Annotated in this window: 15 protein-coding genes; 1 reads left to right on the forward strand and 14 read right to left on the reverse strand. The window is 43.4% G+C overall.

Annotated elements, in window-relative coordinates:
- Positions 1 to 193: 193 nt before the first annotated feature.
- The 13 genes from mtaB to gpr all read right to left on the reverse strand — a co-directional run bounded on the left by mtaB (position 194) and on the right by gpr (position 14,519).
- Positions 194 to 1,549: a tRNA (N(6)-L-threonylcarbamoyladenosine(37)-C(2))-methylthiotransferase MtaB gene (mtaB, locus tag ERJ70_RS11640; RefSeq protein ID WP_209365038.1), complete on the reverse strand. Its 1,356-nt coding sequence runs from the start codon at positions 1,547 to 1,549 to the stop codon at positions 194 to 196.
- Between the two features lie 2 nt (positions 1,550 to 1,551).
- Positions 1,552 to 2,307, reverse strand: a complete 756-nt coding sequence (locus ERJ70_RS11645; protein ID WP_209365039.1) for a 16S rRNA (uracil(1498)-N(3))-methyltransferase — start codon at positions 2,305 to 2,307, stop codon at positions 1,552 to 1,554.
- Positions 2,308 to 3,264 carry a 50S ribosomal protein L11 methyltransferase gene (gene prmA, locus ERJ70_RS11650; RefSeq protein ID WP_209365040.1) on the reverse strand — a complete coding sequence of 319 codons (957 nt, stop codon included), beginning with the start codon at positions 3,262 to 3,264 and terminating at the stop codon, positions 2,308 to 2,310. It lies immediately after the preceding gene.
- A 156-nt stretch (positions 3,265 to 3,420) separates the two neighbouring features.
- Complete coding sequence (dnaJ, locus tag ERJ70_RS11655; protein WP_209365041.1) at positions 3,421 to 4,548, reverse strand: molecular chaperone DnaJ; 1,128 nt, start codon at positions 4,546 to 4,548, stop codon at positions 3,421 to 3,423.
- Between the two features lie 209 nt (positions 4,549 to 4,757).
- Complete coding sequence (gene dnaK, locus ERJ70_RS11660; protein WP_209365042.1) at positions 4,758 to 6,587, reverse strand: molecular chaperone DnaK; 1,830 nt, start codon at positions 6,585 to 6,587, stop codon at positions 4,758 to 4,760.
- 31 nt (positions 6,588 to 6,618) lie between these two features.
- Positions 6,619 to 7,191: a nucleotide exchange factor GrpE gene (gene grpE / locus ERJ70_RS11665; protein ID WP_209369334.1), complete on the reverse strand. Its 573-nt coding sequence runs from the start codon at positions 7,189 to 7,191 to the stop codon at positions 6,619 to 6,621.
- A 167-nt stretch (positions 7,192 to 7,358) separates the two neighbouring features.
- On the reverse strand, positions 7,359 to 8,390 hold the full coding sequence (hrcA, locus tag ERJ70_RS11670; RefSeq protein WP_074600961.1) for a heat-inducible transcriptional repressor HrcA: 1,032 nt from the start codon (positions 8,388 to 8,390) through the stop codon (positions 7,359 to 7,361).
- A gap of 77 nt (positions 8,391 to 8,467) precedes the next feature.
- On the reverse strand, positions 8,468 to 9,625 hold the full coding sequence (gene hemW, locus ERJ70_RS11675; RefSeq protein ID WP_209365043.1) for a radical SAM family heme chaperone HemW: 1,158 nt from the start codon (positions 9,623 to 9,625) through the stop codon (positions 8,468 to 8,470).
- 166 nt (positions 9,626 to 9,791) lie between these two features.
- On the reverse strand, positions 9,792 to 11,606 hold the full coding sequence (gene lepA, locus ERJ70_RS11680) for a translation elongation factor 4 (RefSeq protein ID WP_209365044.1): 1,815 nt from the start codon (positions 11,604 to 11,606) through the stop codon (positions 9,792 to 9,794).
- A 33-nt stretch (positions 11,607 to 11,639) separates the two neighbouring features.
- Positions 11,640 to 11,783, reverse strand: a complete 144-nt coding sequence (locus tag ERJ70_RS11685; protein WP_209365045.1) for a hypothetical protein — start codon at positions 11,781 to 11,783, stop codon at positions 11,640 to 11,642.
- 12 nt (positions 11,784 to 11,795) lie between these two features.
- Entirely contained in the window at positions 11,796 to 12,116 is a 321-nt protein-coding gene (locus ERJ70_RS11690; protein ID WP_209365046.1) for a hypothetical protein, read from the reverse strand.
- 11 nt (positions 12,117 to 12,127) lie between these two features.
- Positions 12,128 to 13,333, reverse strand: coding sequence for a stage II sporulation protein P (gene spoIIP / locus ERJ70_RS11695; RefSeq protein WP_209365047.1), 1,206 nt, complete (start codon positions 13,331 to 13,333; stop codon positions 12,128 to 12,130).
- Between the two features lie 85 nt (positions 13,334 to 13,418).
- Positions 13,419 to 14,519: a GPR endopeptidase gene (gene gpr, locus ERJ70_RS11700; RefSeq protein WP_209369336.1), complete on the reverse strand. Its 1,101-nt coding sequence runs from the start codon at positions 14,517 to 14,519 to the stop codon at positions 13,419 to 13,421.
- A 167-nt stretch (positions 14,520 to 14,686) separates the two neighbouring features.
- Between gpr and rpsT the strand changes: the two genes are divergently transcribed.
- Positions 14,687 to 14,953, forward strand: coding sequence for a 30S ribosomal protein S20 (gene rpsT, locus ERJ70_RS11705; RefSeq protein ID WP_026569890.1), 267 nt, complete (start codon positions 14,687 to 14,689; stop codon positions 14,951 to 14,953).
- A 181-nt stretch (positions 14,954 to 15,134) separates the two neighbouring features.
- Here rpsT and holA read toward each other — a convergent pair whose 3' ends face one another.
- On the reverse strand, positions 15,135 to 16,184 hold the full coding sequence (gene holA, locus ERJ70_RS11710) for a DNA polymerase III subunit delta (protein ID WP_209365048.1): 1,050 nt from the start codon (positions 16,182 to 16,184) through the stop codon (positions 15,135 to 15,137).
- Positions 16,185 to 16,376 lie beyond the last annotated feature (192 nt).

The following is a 16,376-nucleotide window of genomic DNA, read 5'->3' on the forward strand; positions in this document are numbered from 1 at the left end:
GTTCGGTTCTTATTTGTATATTCTCTTTTGTCCTGTTGTTTGATGCGTGCTTCGAATCGCTATGAGTGGGAAGTTGCACTTTTCATGAGAGAAGGTTAGAGAAGTTTGCTTTTTGCTCATCAAAAAAAACCGAACGAATGGTAAAATCGTTCGGTTTTCATTTTGGTCACGATGCTTTTGTCCCAGGCTCTTTTTAAAAGATTTCCGCTTTTTGGTTAATTTTCGGTTCATCCATCACACGGACAAACTGCCCTTCATTATATGGGTATCCCGCTTTCGTGATCTTCACGCGGACAATCTTGCCAATCATGTCATCGGAGGCTTCAAATTTCACCTTCAGATAGTTATCGGTATAACCGACAAATATATTGTCCCCTGCTTCTTCATCAAAACGCTCTTCTGGAATCACTTCCAGGACTTCGCCTTCATACTGGGAAGCATACTCTTTGGCCTGTTGGTCTGACAACTCAATCAGACGGTGGACACGTTCATTTTTTACATCATCTTCAACTTGATCAGTCATACGCGCTGCAGGTGTCCCGGTACGTTTTGAGAATGGGAAAACATGAAGCTCTGAATAACCGATTTCCCGGATAAAGTCGTATGTTTCCTGAAACTCTTCCTCTGTTTCTCCAGGAAAACCGACAATTACATCGGACGTAATCGCCAAACCAGGCAGGGCGCGCTTGATTTTTTCGATTTTCCCACGGTAAAAGTCAGCAGAATATTTTCTTCTCATCCGTTCTAAAACGGTGTCGGAACCTGACTGCAGCGGAATATGAAGGTGACGGACGATCTTATCCGACTGGTCGAGCACTTCGATTACCTCGTCAGTGATTTGGCTCGCTTCAATGGAAGATATCCGGATACGTTTTAATCCGTCTACTTTTGTTTCCAAGTCACGCAGCAATTGGGCAAAATTATAATCCTTCATATCCTCCCCATATCCTGCTGTATGGATTCCTGTCAGAACAATTTCTTTGTAACCTGCATCCACAAGTTGCCGTGCTTGTTTTAATACATTTTCAGGTTCTCTGGAGCGTAGTAGTCCACGTGACCAGGGGATGATACAAAACGTACAGAAGTTGTTGCATCCTTCCTGAATTTTCAGGGATGCACGTGTCCGGTCCGTAAATACGGGTACGTCCATCTCTTCGAAAACACGGTTTTTCATGATGTTTGAAACTCCGTTTATTGGCTGCCGTTCCTGCTTATGCTGCTCGATATATTCAATCATCTTTTCCCGGTGCTGGGTTCCGACGACAACGTCTACGCCGGGGATTTCCATGATTTCACCCGGTGAAGTTTGAGCATAGCACCCGGTAACACAAACAACTGCTTCCGGATTTTTCCGGATAGCACGACGAATCACTTGCCGGCTTTTTTTATCGCCTGTATTGGTTACGGTACAGGTATTGATTACATAAACATCTGACTGGTGATCAAAATCAACCCGTTCATAACCTTCCTCTTTGAACTTTCTCCAAATTCCTTCTGTTTCATAATGGTTCACTTTACAACCTAATGTATGAAAAGCCACTGTCGGCATTTTCAACACCCCAATTCTTCAAAATGATACGAAATACTTGCCAACAAATACAACGGTGCAGTCTCTGTTCTAAGTATCCGTGGCCCCAGCCGGACCGGCTCAAAACCATGAGCTTTCAAGGCTTCAGCTTCTTCTATTGTATATCCGCCCTCAGGACCAATACAAGCAATGATTTTCTGGCCTGATTCCACGTTTGAAAGGATGCCGCTCAACCCGTGAAAATCGTTTGTTTTTGCCTCATCCTCATAGGCGAAGATTTTCACCGGATAGTCCTCGCTCTTTTTCAACAGACTTTCAAAGTCAAGAAAACCTTCTACTTCCGGAACTACTGTACGATGCGATTGCTCACTAGCCTCTTTGACTATTTTTCGATAACGGGACAGCTTTTTTTCTGCTTTTTTCTGATCCCACTTCACAATCGAACGACCTGCTTGAAAAGGAATGAAACTGGCTGCTCCCAGCTCCGTTCCTTTTTGAAGGACAAGTTCCAACTTGTCGCCTTTGGGAAGTCCATGGGCGATAGTCACCTCTACCGGAAGTTCTTTCATCTCATCCAGCCATTCATCAATGGTAGCAGAAATATACTGATCCGTGACATCGTTGATCGTACAGACCGCCGCCCTGCCTTCCGGTGCATTGCAGATTATCGAGTCGCCAGACTGCATACGCATTACCCTGTCGATATGATGCCGGTCATCCCCGATAATGCGCACCATATTTTCCTGCCAGCCCTCTTCGGGTACGAAATATCGCTGCAATTAAAACACCTGCTCTACTTCCGGTTTTCTTGCTATAAACGAGGCCCAATCTTCCATTTGATTGACTTCCAGTATTTCAAAACCGCTATGTTCCAATTCTTCTCTGACCAATTGTTTTTTAGCCTGTATGATTCCGGAAGTAATAAATGTTCCGCCAGGCTTCAAGCAATCATAGGCTTCCTTGACGAAACGGACGATTATCTCAGCCAGTATATTGGAAACAATCAAATCAGCTTCTTCTTTTATATTATCCAGCAGGTTGTTTTGCCTGGATTCGATCTTACTCTCCACATGATTCAGTTTGGCATTTATAACCGTGCTCTTCACGGCAATATCATCCAAATCGAACGCCTTAACCTGATCTGCTCCCAACAACACGGCTGCGATGCTCAACACCCCCGACCCTGATCCGACATCGAGTACTTTATCCCCTTTCGAAACGAACCTCTCCAGCGCCTGTATACTTAAAACGGTTGTGGGATGTGTACCCGTCCCGAAAGCCATTCCGGGATCAAGCTCAATGATGATTTCGTCACTCGAAACAGGTGAATACTCCTCCCAAGTCGGTATGATCGTCACTTTTTCTGATATTTTCACAGGTTTATAATATTTTTTCCAGGCGGTCGCCCACTCTTCCTCATGCACTTCGCTAAGCGTTATGTTATTCATCCCCAGGTCAATATTATAAAGAAGCAGATTGTTGACCGCCTGCTTGATCTCTTCCACTGTTTCCCCAAGAAAACTGTTTACAGGTAAGTAAGCTTTCACGTATACGCCTTCTTCTGGATAGTCATCGGGGTTAAGCTCATATATTTCCCCATAAAAAGTGTCTCTTTCTTTTATCAAATCCCTTGGATCTTCGATAACAACCCCACTGGCGCCTGCTTCATGTAGTATGTTGGAAATCGGTTCTATCGCCTCATTCGTGGTATGGATTGTGATTTCTGACCATTTCACTGGAATCACCCGCTTCTTCCGAAATAAAACCTGACAACCAGGCCGTCATTCCGATTATTGATAGATACTTTATGTAAAGTCAGGGTTGAACTTTTTAAAAAAGCAGGCAGGAAGTTACAAAACATGTACCCTCCCGCCGATTTGTCTTACTTATGGTCATTCCCCTTTGAATGCACGTTTGACCCGCTGAAAGAATGTTCCATGCTGTTCTTCCGTCGGCTGATTGCCACTAATATCGTTAAATTCGCGCAAAATTTCCTGTTGTCGTTCTGTAAGGTTGGTAGGAGTCACCACGCGAATGTTGACATGTTGATCTCCATGACCGTAACCACGTACATTCGGTACGCCTTTCCCTTTCAGACGGAACGTCTTGCCTGTTTGTGTTCCAGCTGGAACTTTAAGTTTTACTTTACCATGGACTGTCGGAACTTCAATTTCATCTCCCAATGCAGCCTGGGCAAAAGTTATTGGCATTTCACAGAAAATATGGTCGCCTTCGCGCTCGTAAAATTCGTGCGGTTTGATTTGAACCACAACATATAGATCTCCTGGAGGGCCGCCATTAACACCAGCTTCGCCTTGTCCGGAAACACGGATTTGTTGTCCTTCGTCTATTCCTGCCGGGATGTTGATATGAATTTTTTTGCGTTTTTTCACTTTTCCTGTTCCACCGCAGGTGTTGCATTTATCAGGAATGATTTTACCTGTTCCTTGGCAATAATGGCAGACACGCTTATTGACGACACGGCCGAAAGGTGTATTTTGTTCCATATTCAGCTGACCTGACCCATTACAATGGGAACAGGTTTTCGGTTCTGTGCCAGGCTTGGCGCCGGAACCGTGACAAGTTTCGCAGGTTTCCTCGCGAGGAATTTGAATGTCTGTATCTTTGCCGAAGATGGCTTCTTCAAAATCCAGCGTCATGGTATATTGTAAGTCAGCACCCTGCCGCGGTGCATTTGGATCCCGTCTTCTTCCACCGCCGCCAAAAAACATATCGAATATATCTCCGAAACCACCAAAGTCTTCGGCACTGCCAAAACCGCCGCCAAATCCTTGACTCTGTGGTCCCGCGTGACCAAATTGGTCATACTGCGTTCTTTTTTGTTCATCGCCCAGCACTTCATAGGCTTCCTTCGCTTCTTTAAATTTATCGGCAGCATCTGCTTCCTTATTTACATCCGGATGGTATTTACGTGCCAATTTCCGGTATGCTTTTTTTATTTCATCCTTGGAAGCGTCTTTGGAGACACCAAGGATTTCATAATAATCTCGTTTACTCACTTGAAGATCACTCTCCCGAATCTCTATAACATAAAGTTTATCATAACATTACTTTCCTTAACTGAGCAAATTCCTTCTTGTGTAAATAAGTTGGGGTAAATAACAAATAGAAGCTTGATGAATTGGTGTTATATAACGGATTACGTGTAAAAAGCCAAAGCCAAGGAAATCCTGACTTTGACTTTTTTGACACGGACTTATTTTAACGCCTATTTTTTCTCTTCTTCATCGTCTACTTCTTCATAATCGGCGTCCACTACATCGTCGCCTTCCTGGCCACCTTCACCTTGCTGGGCCTGGGCATCTGCCTGTGCTTGTTCATATAGTTTAACCGACAAAGCTTGCACCTGCTCTTGAAGGGCATCTTTTTTCGTTCTGATTTGTTCTAAGTCGCCTTCTTCCAGCGCTTTTTGCAATTCTTCTTTAGCAGATTCCGCTTTTTGTTTTTCGTCTTCAGAGACCTTGTCACCTAGATCTTTGATGGTTTTATCTGTCGTGAAGACCAACTGATCTGCTTCGTTTCGAAGTTCCACTTCTTCACGGCGTTTTTTGTCTTCTTCCGCGTTCGCTTCTGCATCTTTAACCATTTGTTCCACTTCTTCATCAGATAGTCCGGAAGATGATTTTATGGTAATCGATTGTTCTTTGTTCGTACCAAGATCTTTTGCCCGGACATTTACGATACCATTTGCATCGATATCGAAAGACACTTCGATTTGTGGTACTCCGCGTGGTGCTGGCGGAATATCGGTCAGCTGAAAACGACCCATTGTTTTGTTATCTGCAGCCATTTCCCTCTCACCTTGCAGCACATGGATATCAACTGCCGTTTGATTATCTGCGGCGGTTGAGAATACTTGTGAATGGCTGGTAGGAATAGTCGTATTCCGTTCAATCAATTTCGTTGTTACACCGCCCATTGTTTCAATACCCAATGATAGCGGGGTAACATCCAGCAATACTACATCTTTAACGTCACCTTGCAGCACACCACCTTGAATAGCAGCACCGAGCGCTACAACTTCATCAGGATTTACCCCTTTAGATGGTTCGTTGCCGATTTCCTTTTTGATTGCCTCTTGCACAGCAGGGATTCTGGTTGATCCACCAACAAGAAGCACTTTATCGATTTCCCCTGCACTCATACCTGCATCTTTCAATGCCTGACGAGTAGGTCCCATAGTCCGTTCTACAAGACCGGAAGACAGCTCATCGAATTTAGCGCGAGTAAGATTCATTTCCAAATGAAGCGGACCGGCATCCCCAGCAGTAATAAATGGAAGAGAAATCTGGGTTTGTGCAACACCGGATAAGTCTTTTTTCGCTTTTTCGGCAGCATCTTTAAGACGTTGTAATGCCATATTGTCCTGAGAAAGGTCGATGCCATTTTCTTTTTTAAACTCAGCGACCATATGATCAATGATGACTTGGTCGAAGTCATCGCCGCCCAGACGGTTATCACCGGCCGTGGCCACAACTTCAAAAGTTCCTTCGCCGATATCCAGAATCGATACGTCGAATGTACCGCCGCCCAAGTCATAGACAAGGATAGTCTGATCTTGATCATCTTTATCAATACCATATGCCAAAGCAGCGGCGGTTGGTTCGTTGATGATACGCTCTACTTCAAGACCTGCAATTTTACCTGCGTCTTTTGTTGCTTGGCGCTCGGCATCATTGAAATAAGCTGGTACAGTAATGACAGCTTTGTCAACAGATTCTCCCAAATAATCCTCTGCATACGATTTAATATACTGTAGGATAATAGCAGAGATTTCCTGTGGAGTATATTCTTTTCCTTCGATTTCCACCTTATAGTCTGTGCCCATATGGCGTTTGATTGATTGAATCGTGTTTTTATTGGTGATCGCCTGACGCTTGGCAACTTCACCTACTTGCCTTTCTCCATTCTTAAAAGCAACAACAGAAGGGGTGGTACGGTTTCCTTCAGGGTTCGGAATTACCTTTGATTCTCCACCTTCCATCACAGCTACACAAGAGTTTGTTGTTCCTAAGTCAATTCCAATTATTTTTCCCATGTCTAACTTCCTCCTTTACAGCATATGTAGTTTATTGATTGACCTTTACCATAGCCGGCCTGATGACACGGTCTTTCAGTAAATAGCCTTTCTGCAATTCTTGCACTACTACATTGGACTCATATCGATCATCTTCCACCTGCATAACTGCCTGGTGGATATTTGGATCAAACGGTTCACCTTCTGTTTTGATCTCTTCGACGCCTTCTTTTTCCAAAGCATCTTTCAATTGGCGGTAAACCATTTTGATACCGTCCACAAACCCTGCAGCCGATTCATCCTCTGGCACGGTATCCAGCGCTCTTTCAAAATTGTCGACGACAGGAAGCAACTCGGATACAAGCGATTGAGATTTATACTTAAGGTCTGCCTCTTTTTCTTTTTGCGTCCGTTTACGGAAATTGTCATACTCAGCTTGTAATCTTAACAATCGCTGATATACGTCATCTTTTTCCTTCTTTATTGCTTCGATTTCCTGTGCAGCTTGCTGATCCGCTTCCCCGTTGTCGGAATCGGAATCTTCCGTTGTTTCTTCCACAAGCTCTTGCTCAGGTTCTTCCACTACTTCCTGTTCTTGTTTTTCCTGATCTTTTTCTTCCACGATTGTCACCTCCTAAGAAACCTCTTCCATCATAACCATTGTAGAATATATCACGAAAATGGTGTGTGTGAAATTAATACGTTTGAAATTGTTTCAAAAACATTCATTCTGTCTGCACACAAAGAAGGGATGGGAAATACTGCTTCCCATCATATCAGCTATACCCGCAATTACTCCCTTTCATACAGCGATCGGAAAGTATTGGTCAATCTTTTCGACAGCACATTCAACAGGCTGATTACCCTTGAGTATTCCATTCTTGTCGGTCCAAGCAAGGCAAGTGTGCCCATTTGCTTGTCGCCGATTGAATAAGTTGCGGTAATCAAACTGCAGTCCTGCATGGCATCTAGCTTATTCTCCTGTCCGATGGATACTTTAATCCCGTCTTTTTCTGTTCGGAGAAGGCTCGCCACAAGTTCTTCCTGTTCCATCACGGAATACAGTGACCTGATTTTTTCCACATCTTTAAACTCTGGCTGCATCAATATATTGGTTTTACCTCCCACATAGAGCTTGACTGGATGTTCCTCAAACAAAGCTCCATTAAGATAATGGTAGGCCGTTTTATAATCGCGTGTATGTTCCCTCAGCAATGCCGCTACTTCTGCTTTCAATTTTTCCTGCAGTTTGATAATCGGCACACCAGCCAATTTATCATTCAGTATATTAACCAGTATTTCCAGGTCAGCCGCATTGATTTCATGTGGTACATTAAAAGAACGATGTTCAACATGGCCGGTATTGGTAACCAGGATGGCAACAGCTGTATTTGCCGTTAGGCTAATAATTTGCAGCTGTTTCAATTTTGTTTCAAAAACTTCCGGCCCTAATATGATAGATGTATAATTTGTCAAATCGGAAAGAATCCCGGCTGACTTTTGCACAACCCGTTCAAATTCCAGCATTTCCTCCTCAAAAGTATGCGTAATGATCTCCAATTCGGAATTGGACAAAGAAAACGGGGAAAGGAGATGGTCCACATAGAATCTGTATCCTTTTTCCGAAGGCACCCTCCCTGAAGAAGAATGCGTTTTTTCAATAAAGCCCAATTCCTCCAAGTCCGCCATTTCATTTCGAATGGTTGCAGAACTGAAGGTCACTTCATCCTTCTTGGCAATTGCCCTGGAACCGATTGGTTGTGCGGTAGTGATGAATTCATCAATAATAACTTGTAATACGAGCAGCTGTCTATTTGATAACATCGATGATCACCCCTGTTAGCACTCTTGTGTAGCGAGTGCTAAATCTATTATTAAATTATCAAATGGACGGTTCCTTGTCAATAAGTAAGCTCCAGTGAATCATCGTCCAAAAGAAACTCCTGGAACACTTCATTTCCGAACAACAGGCCCTCAGATGTAAGTTGTAAAAATCCGGATTTCTCAGTCAGCCAGCCCTTCTTTTTCAATTGCTCGATTGCATCACCATAGAGATGTCCAATTTCCCGTCCGTACTTTTCTTGAAATCTTTTGATAGAAACTCCCTGACGCTTGCGTAGTCCGAGAAACATTTCTTCCTCCACTTGCTCTTTCAAGCCTATCGGTTCCGTGTGAAGTACCGGTTTCCCATCCTTCAGTGCCTGCTCAACATATGCCGGCAAAGGTCTTAAATTGATGGTCCGTCTACCAGGTAAATAACCGTGTGCCCCTGCGCCCATTCCATAGTAATGATCATTGTTCCAATACGTTAGATTGTGCCGGCTTTCATAACCAGGTTTGGCAAAATTGCTAATTTCATATTGGTTGAGCCCATGCGCCTCCATTTGTTCAGTCAGCAGCTGGTACATTTCTGCTTCCACTTCTTCTTTCGGTTTATGAAGCTTTCCTTTTTTGTACCGTTGATAAAAAACAGTCTTCGGCTCAATTTGCAGTGAATAGGCTGAATAATGAGGAAGCTGGAAGGAAAAAGCTTCATGAAGTGTCCGTTCAAAATGTTCCAACGTTTGATTGGGCAAGCTGTATATTAAATCGATGCTGATATTTTTGAACCCTTGTCGTGTTAAGGCATCCACATTCTGATAAACATCCTTCACACGATGCACCCTTCCAATGAATTCAAGCATCTCGTCATCAAAAACCTGAACACCCATTGAAATTCGTTGTACTCCGTAGTGCTTCAAAAGTTTGATTTTTTCGTCATCTAAATCGCCAGGATTAGCCTCAAAGGAATATTCCTCACAAGAGTTTACTTCGAAATGTTTGTCGATCATTTGGAGCAGCTTTTCCAATTGACTGCTGTTCAATGCTGTAGGCGTCCCGCCGCCTACAAAGATGGTTTTCATCGATTGTTTTGGTTCGTCAATATACGTTGACATTTCCTTCTCCAAAGCATCGAGATACTCGTCCACAAGTGTTTCGTTGTAATAAAATTTCGTGAAATCGCAGTAATGGCAAATTTGCTGGCAAAAAGGTATATGAATATAAACGGATTTGACCATTTGTTGTCGCCCTTTCTCTGCTTAATGCAGTCTATCTTGTTGTTATCAGTGAAGGAGCTGTTCCAGGTAAGAACAGCTCCTTCACTATTTACCTGTTATGATTGTATTATCAGAATACTGGTTAGCCGATCAGCGTTCGAGTCGGCTACTTTTAAGAAACAAGGTTTTACTCCTCGTCCATTTTCAATACAGACATAAAGGCTTCCTGCGGAACTTCTACCGAACCGACCATTTTCATCCGCTTTTTTCCTTCTTTTTGCTTTTCTAACAGCTTTCGTTTTCTGGAAATATCTCCGCCGTAACATTTGGAAAGCACATTTTTTCGCATTGCTTTGATTGTAGAGCGGGCAACTACTTTGTTGCCGATAGCCGCCTGTACAGGAACTTCAAACTGCTGTCGTGGAATCAAATTTTTCAACTTTTCAACAATCTGCTTCCCTCGTTCATATGCAAAATCCCTATGAACTATGAACGAAAGAGCATCGATCGTATCTCCATTTAATAAGATGTCCATCTTCACCAAATTGGATTGCTTGTATCCGATCAGTTCATAATCAAAAGATGCGTACCCTTTTGTCTGGGATTTTAACTGATCAAAAAAGTCGTAGACAATCTCAGAGAGCGGTATATCATAGACGACATTCACCCGGACTTCATCGAGATATTGCATGTCAATAAAATCGCCACGCTTTTTCTGGCAAAGCTCCATAACTGCGCCTACATAATCATTCGGCACCATGACCGTTGCTTTCACGTATGGTTCCCTTACTTCTTGGACACTTTGCGGATCCGGCATGACGGAAGGGTTATCCACTTCTATCTCTTCACCGTCTGTCAGAGCAACTTGATAGATAACACTTGGAGCTGTCGTAATCAGTTCAATATTGAATTCACGCTCGATTCGTTCCTGGATGATTTCCATGTGGAGCATACCCAAGAATCCACAACGGAATCCAAAGCCGAGTGCCTGTGAGGTTTCCGCTTCATATTGCAGGGAAGAGTCATTCAACTCCAGGCGTTCAAGCGCTTCGCGTAAATCGTTGTAATTATTCGCATCTACCGGATACATCCCGCAAAATACCATCGGGTTCAAGCGCTTGTATCCTGGCAGAGGTTCAGCCGCGGGCCGTCCACTCAGTGTAATGGTATCACCAACCTGGCTGTCACCTACGTTTTTTATGGAGGCTGTCAAATACCCAACATCTCCGACTGCCAGTTCATCCTGTTGGAATGGCTTCGGATTGAATACTCCCAGCTCGTTCACTTCGAACTCTTTTCCATTCGCCATCATTTTAATCTTGTCGCCTACTTTTACTGAGCCTTCTTTTACACAGATATAGGCGACCACGCCGCGATAAGGATCGTACAAGGAGTCGAAAATCAACGCCTTCAATGGCGCATCTGCGTCTCCCTGAGGGGCAGGGATCCTTTCGACGATTTGTTCCAGTATCTCATCAATCCCGATTCCAGATTTACCACTAGCTAAGATAGCGTCATCGGCCGGAATTCCGATTACATCTTCAATTTCCTTTTTGACTCGGTCCGGATCGGCGCTCGGAAGGTCGATTTTATTAATGACCGGGATGATTTCCAGATCGTTGTCAAGCGCAAGATACACATTCGCCAATGTCTGAGCCTCTATTCCCTGGGCAGCGTCCACCACCAGGATAGCACCTTCGCAAGCTGCCAGGCTCCGCGACACTTCATATGTAAAGTCTACATGACCAGGTGTATCGATTAGATGAAATAAATAATCTTCTCCATTGTCGCGTTGATATTTCAACTGTACCGCATTTAACTTTATCGTAATTCCGCGTTCCCGTTCCAAGTCCATGGCATCGAGGAATTGCTCCTTCATTTCACGGGAGGTAAGTGCTTTCGTTTTTTCTAAAATTCTGTCGGCAAGGGTTGATTTTCCATGATCGATGTGAGCGATAATGGAAAAATTGCGTACTCTACTTTGATTTCTTGCATTAACCAATGATGATCACTCCTATTTTTCGAGCAACGATAACTAGCATTGATTATAGCAGTAGGCAGCAATACATTCAACGAAAACAGTGGAGTTCCCTGCAAATAAATGACAGCAGTCTGTTTCCGGCAAAGGTTCCTGCCATTCACATCTGCTGTCTATTCCTCTGTCACTAATGCAATTCATCCATCTTCTTCCTCAGAAAAATACCTGAACAAGCTGGTAAATGACAGCAATCACTTGATTATAGAACCAGTTCAGGAAGCTCCCGAGTGCAGCCGCCAGCTTCTGTGTGAAATGCGTCTCCTTAACTGGTTCATAATCTTTGCTGGCAGCCAGGACTGACTCCGCTTCCGGCTCTTTTATCGTTATCAAAGGGGGCTTTTTATCACTTACAGAGATTTCTTCGTCCACAACTACTGTACCATCCGGTCCTTTGGCAACCTGGTTGATTCCTGTCAGCATCCCGCCGAGAAATAATAGAACCATTATCAATAAACTGAACAATACCTTCGCCATTGGCCGACCTCCTAAGGATTTGCCTGAACTTTCTCTGCGTCCCAATAATAGTCACTAAAGACTTCAGCCAAAGCTTCGGCTGAACGATACAGTTCATCCATATTATTGTCGACGCCACCAAATTCGATAGTCAATGCATTTTCCGAGACATCCTGGTTATAAACACCATTTCTTCCCGGACCGCCATATTTCTCGACCCCTCTGCTAAGCCCTGGGTACTTTTCTTCCATTAAATGATGAAGTTTGTTTGCAAGTTTTAAATTCTTTTCAAAATGTGCATTTTCACTGCCTAACACAAACATTATTTTGGCAAAATCTTTTCCTTCTATCTGTTTGGTGGTGACATCTCTTCCCATTGAATCTCGATGAAGATCGAAGACAAACTGCAAATCTTTATTATCTGCGAGTGCAGCTTCTACCACCGGCTTTGATGCCCGGTAAGAATCCGCCGTGTAATCCCAGCCTTTTTCCTGGAGTTCACCCGTGTTATCCGTATGGTCTACTTGCGTTCCGACCCCATGCTCCTCTAGACGCTTTTTCAATTCATCGCTCACTTTGGTGATGTTGACTTCGGCATGGAACGCTTCATTGGGGTTATCGACTCCTGGCAAATGCGGCAAAAATGACTCTCTATTGTGGGTGTTATAGATAAACACCACTTTTCTGTCACCTGTAGTCGGCTGACTAGACTTATTTTCTTCCTCATTATCCCCCTCGTTTTCTTCTGTCTCTTTCTCCTCATCCTCTGGAAGTGATGCCTCCCTTTCCTTCAAAACCACATCAAGCGGTGCAGAAGATTCAACGGTAAGATTGGTATAGTTCGTACCTTCACCAGCAACCAATATTTCCCGGTCAAACTGCTGAAATCCTGGCAGTTCCTTTCCGAGCAAACTGCGGGGATCTTCCGGTTTCAAACTCGTGGTCAGCCTGAAAGCCAAATCGGAAGTATCGAGTGGTTGATAGTCTTCCGGGTAAGCACTTTCGAAAGCCTTGTTTTCCATGCCTACTAAGTAGAGAAACGAAGACCCTTTGATCTGCCTTGTCCATTCGGTGATTGTACTGGAGGATAACCGATAAGCGGGCTGAATCGTCGTGAGGATCCCTATAAAAATAAACAATGCCGTTATGCTTAAAATAAGTACACTGCCATTTCTATACCAAGGCTTCGTTTTGTGTACAAATTCGTGAATGGTCGTTCTTCGAGTCTTCTTTTTCATGTTTCCATCCTTCCTGTCTTTTCTATCATCTTTAGTAGAATCTATGAACTGACAGGAAAAAGTAGAACTTGGAATTTACGGTTAATCAGCGGGTATAGGACCCGAAGTTTTCGACATTGATATTTTCATGAAGGGCAGCATTGAGTCCGGACGCAATAATGTGAGCCATGTCCGCCATATAACCGTCAACCTCTTTTGGCGTCACCATCAAATTATGCCCCAAGGGAGTTAGTACTTCTTTAATGAGCGAGCGTTTTTCTTCCTCCGATAAACTACCCACCATACCTAATACAGCTTTTCTTTGTTCCTCGCCCGGCAAGTCCTCTTCTTTAAGCTCTCGTTTACCGAAAGACATCCCGGCAGGTGTCAAGGCCTTTGAAGGCTTATCCTTTTCCTTGAACTCCCTGCCAAAATGCTTGAGGAGAAAATCGATTGTATCGCTGGTGATGGTCACCGCATCGACAACAGTCGGCACTCCTATGGCAATCACTGGAATTCCAAGGGACGTCTCACTAATTTCTTTCCGTTTATTCCCGACTCCCGATCCTGGATGAATTCCCGAATCGGAAATTTGTATCGTGGCATTGACCCGCTCCACTGACCTTGAAGCAAGCGCATCAACTGCTATTACGAAGTCAGGTTCCACTTGGTTGATCAACCCAAAGATAATATCACTTGTTTCGATTCCCGTTACTCCCATCACTCCGGGAGTCATGGCAGAGACCGGTCGGTAGCCATCTTCTACATATTCTGGATGCAGGTTGAACAAATGGCTGGTAACCATGATTTTTTCGACAGTCATCGGTCCGAGAGCATCCGGGGTAATATTCCAATTTCCAAGTCCTACTACAAGGCAAGTTGCTTCCTTTGGAATCTTACTTTGTTTAATCAGCTCTCCCATTTCTTTGGCTAATACTTTCGCAGTCTGCTCCTGGCTTTTGGTATCCTGCTTTTTAACAGCTTCTGAATGAATCGTCACATAACTTCCCGCTTTTTTGTCGAGCGCTTCTGCCCCTGTTTCATCTATCTGCACATAGGTTACCGTGATGTCCCCTTCCTGTCTCTCCTTCGTTGTAACACCCTTAATACTACTCTCATCCGTCTTCTCTTTTTCTACATACATGTCTTTTGCTTCTACTGCTAAATCGGTTCTTACTTGGTATTTCTTTTGTTCTTCCTTGTTCATCATGCTGCCTCCCTTTTTTAATGTTTAGGGTTGCCGGTTTTGCTGTTAATCATACAGAATATCGTTTATACTGAAAGATAGCTATTGAAAAGCAGCATACGCTTTGGTAAAATGGCTTTTGTTCCAAATTAACATTTTAGGGATGTTTTCTATGGAGGTGAAACTAAATGGCTAATATTAAATCTGCAATCAAACGTGTCCGCACCAACAACGATCACCACTTGCGCAATCAATCCTTTAAAACGGATATGCGTACACAGATTAAGCGTGTAGAAAACTTTGTTAATAGCAATGATGTCGAAAATGCGCAAACTGCGCTTCGAAAAGCAACTCATAAAATTGACAAAGCTGTTCAAAAAGGTATCGTCCACAAAAACAAAGGCAACCGCCAAAAAGCTCGTCTTGCAAAAATAGTTAATGAACTTAGTGCATAATGCGCTTAATTTATGACCAACACGAACGATCCTGACGCAGGATCGTTTTTTATTTTTCTTTAAATAAACGGAGCAGCCTGGACGAATATTTATGTTATCCCAGGTTTTTATCATTTCAGATAACGCAAAAAAGGGACTGCCGGAAGCTAAATGGCTTCTGACAGTCCCTTTCACATTCTACCTATTTGGTAGTAAGCTTTCTGTTTTGCCGATGATGAATCAATTGATAAAGAAGGAGTTCAAAGGAAAGGGATTTATCCATTTTGCCTTGCTTGATTTGCGTATCGGTCTCTGTAAACAAATGGATGATTTGCTGCAACTCATCAAGGGTGAAGCTTTTCTCTCGCTTTTGGGACATCTTCACTACATACGGATGAACCTTCAGCTGCTGGGCCATTTGTTTTTGTGAATACCCTTTTTTCTGCAGCACCTTTACATGCATAACAGTTCTGAATTGGGAAGCAAGCAAAGCAAGCAACGCGATTGCATCTTCGTTTGCTTTTTCCAAATCCTTATAAGTATGAACAGCTTTACTTAAATCTTTTTCGATTACCGCATCTACCAGCTTTAATCCAGAGGTTGTGGCGTTGTGGGCGATCAGCTGCTCGGTGATTTCCTTTGTTATCCTTCCTTCTCCGCCTGTGTATAGGGCAAGTTTATCGATTTCCTGTTTGAGCATAAGTAAGTTGGTTCCCACTTCCTGCCCGATAATATCGAAAGCATCTTCATCGATTTCCACTCCCGCACTCTTCGCCAAACTTTCAATCCATTTGGGCAGATCCCATTCCCTCACTGGCTGACATTCAATGAAGGCACTTTGTTGCTTTAATGTTTTCGTTACTTTTTTCCGCTCATCGATTTTTTCATAAGGAGCAGTAAGCAGAAGGATGGTATATTCCGCCGGTGTCGACAAGTACGTTTGAAGGGCATTAAGATTATGCTCAACAGCAACCTTATCGGGTTTCGCTTTTAAAAAAACCGCATTGTTTGCCACGATCACTTTCCGCTCACTAAAAAATGGGTAAGTTTCCGCGTCCTCCATCACTTCCTGAATGGATGTTTCCGTTAAATCATATGTAGTAATACCTGTTTCTCTTTCTTCTTCCGTCAGTGCATGCAACAGGAGTTGCTGACGGATATCCTGTATTAAATAGGACTCTGTTCCATATAATAAATATACTGGAGAAAAATGCTTGTTTTTTATCTCCTTTAACACATCAAAATAATTCATCCTGTTCACTCCATCCTTGTAGGACAATCGTAAAACGAAAACGACTTCCTTGCAAGCAGGTTTATGACAGGAAGGAGAAAACAGACCAAGCTGTCTCCTCCTTAAGAAAAAGCAATCTATATCAACGCAGGCATAACAGCCCCGGGAAACTGCTGTACCTGCGGCATTTTGCTCTTGGTTATAGATTGACCA

Origin of the sequence: Sediminibacillus dalangtanensis (genome assembly GCF_017792025.1) — a bacterium.
In the GTDB taxonomy this organism is placed as follows: domain Bacteria; phylum Bacillota; class Bacilli; order Bacillales; family Amphibacillaceae; genus Sediminibacillus; species Sediminibacillus dalangtanensis.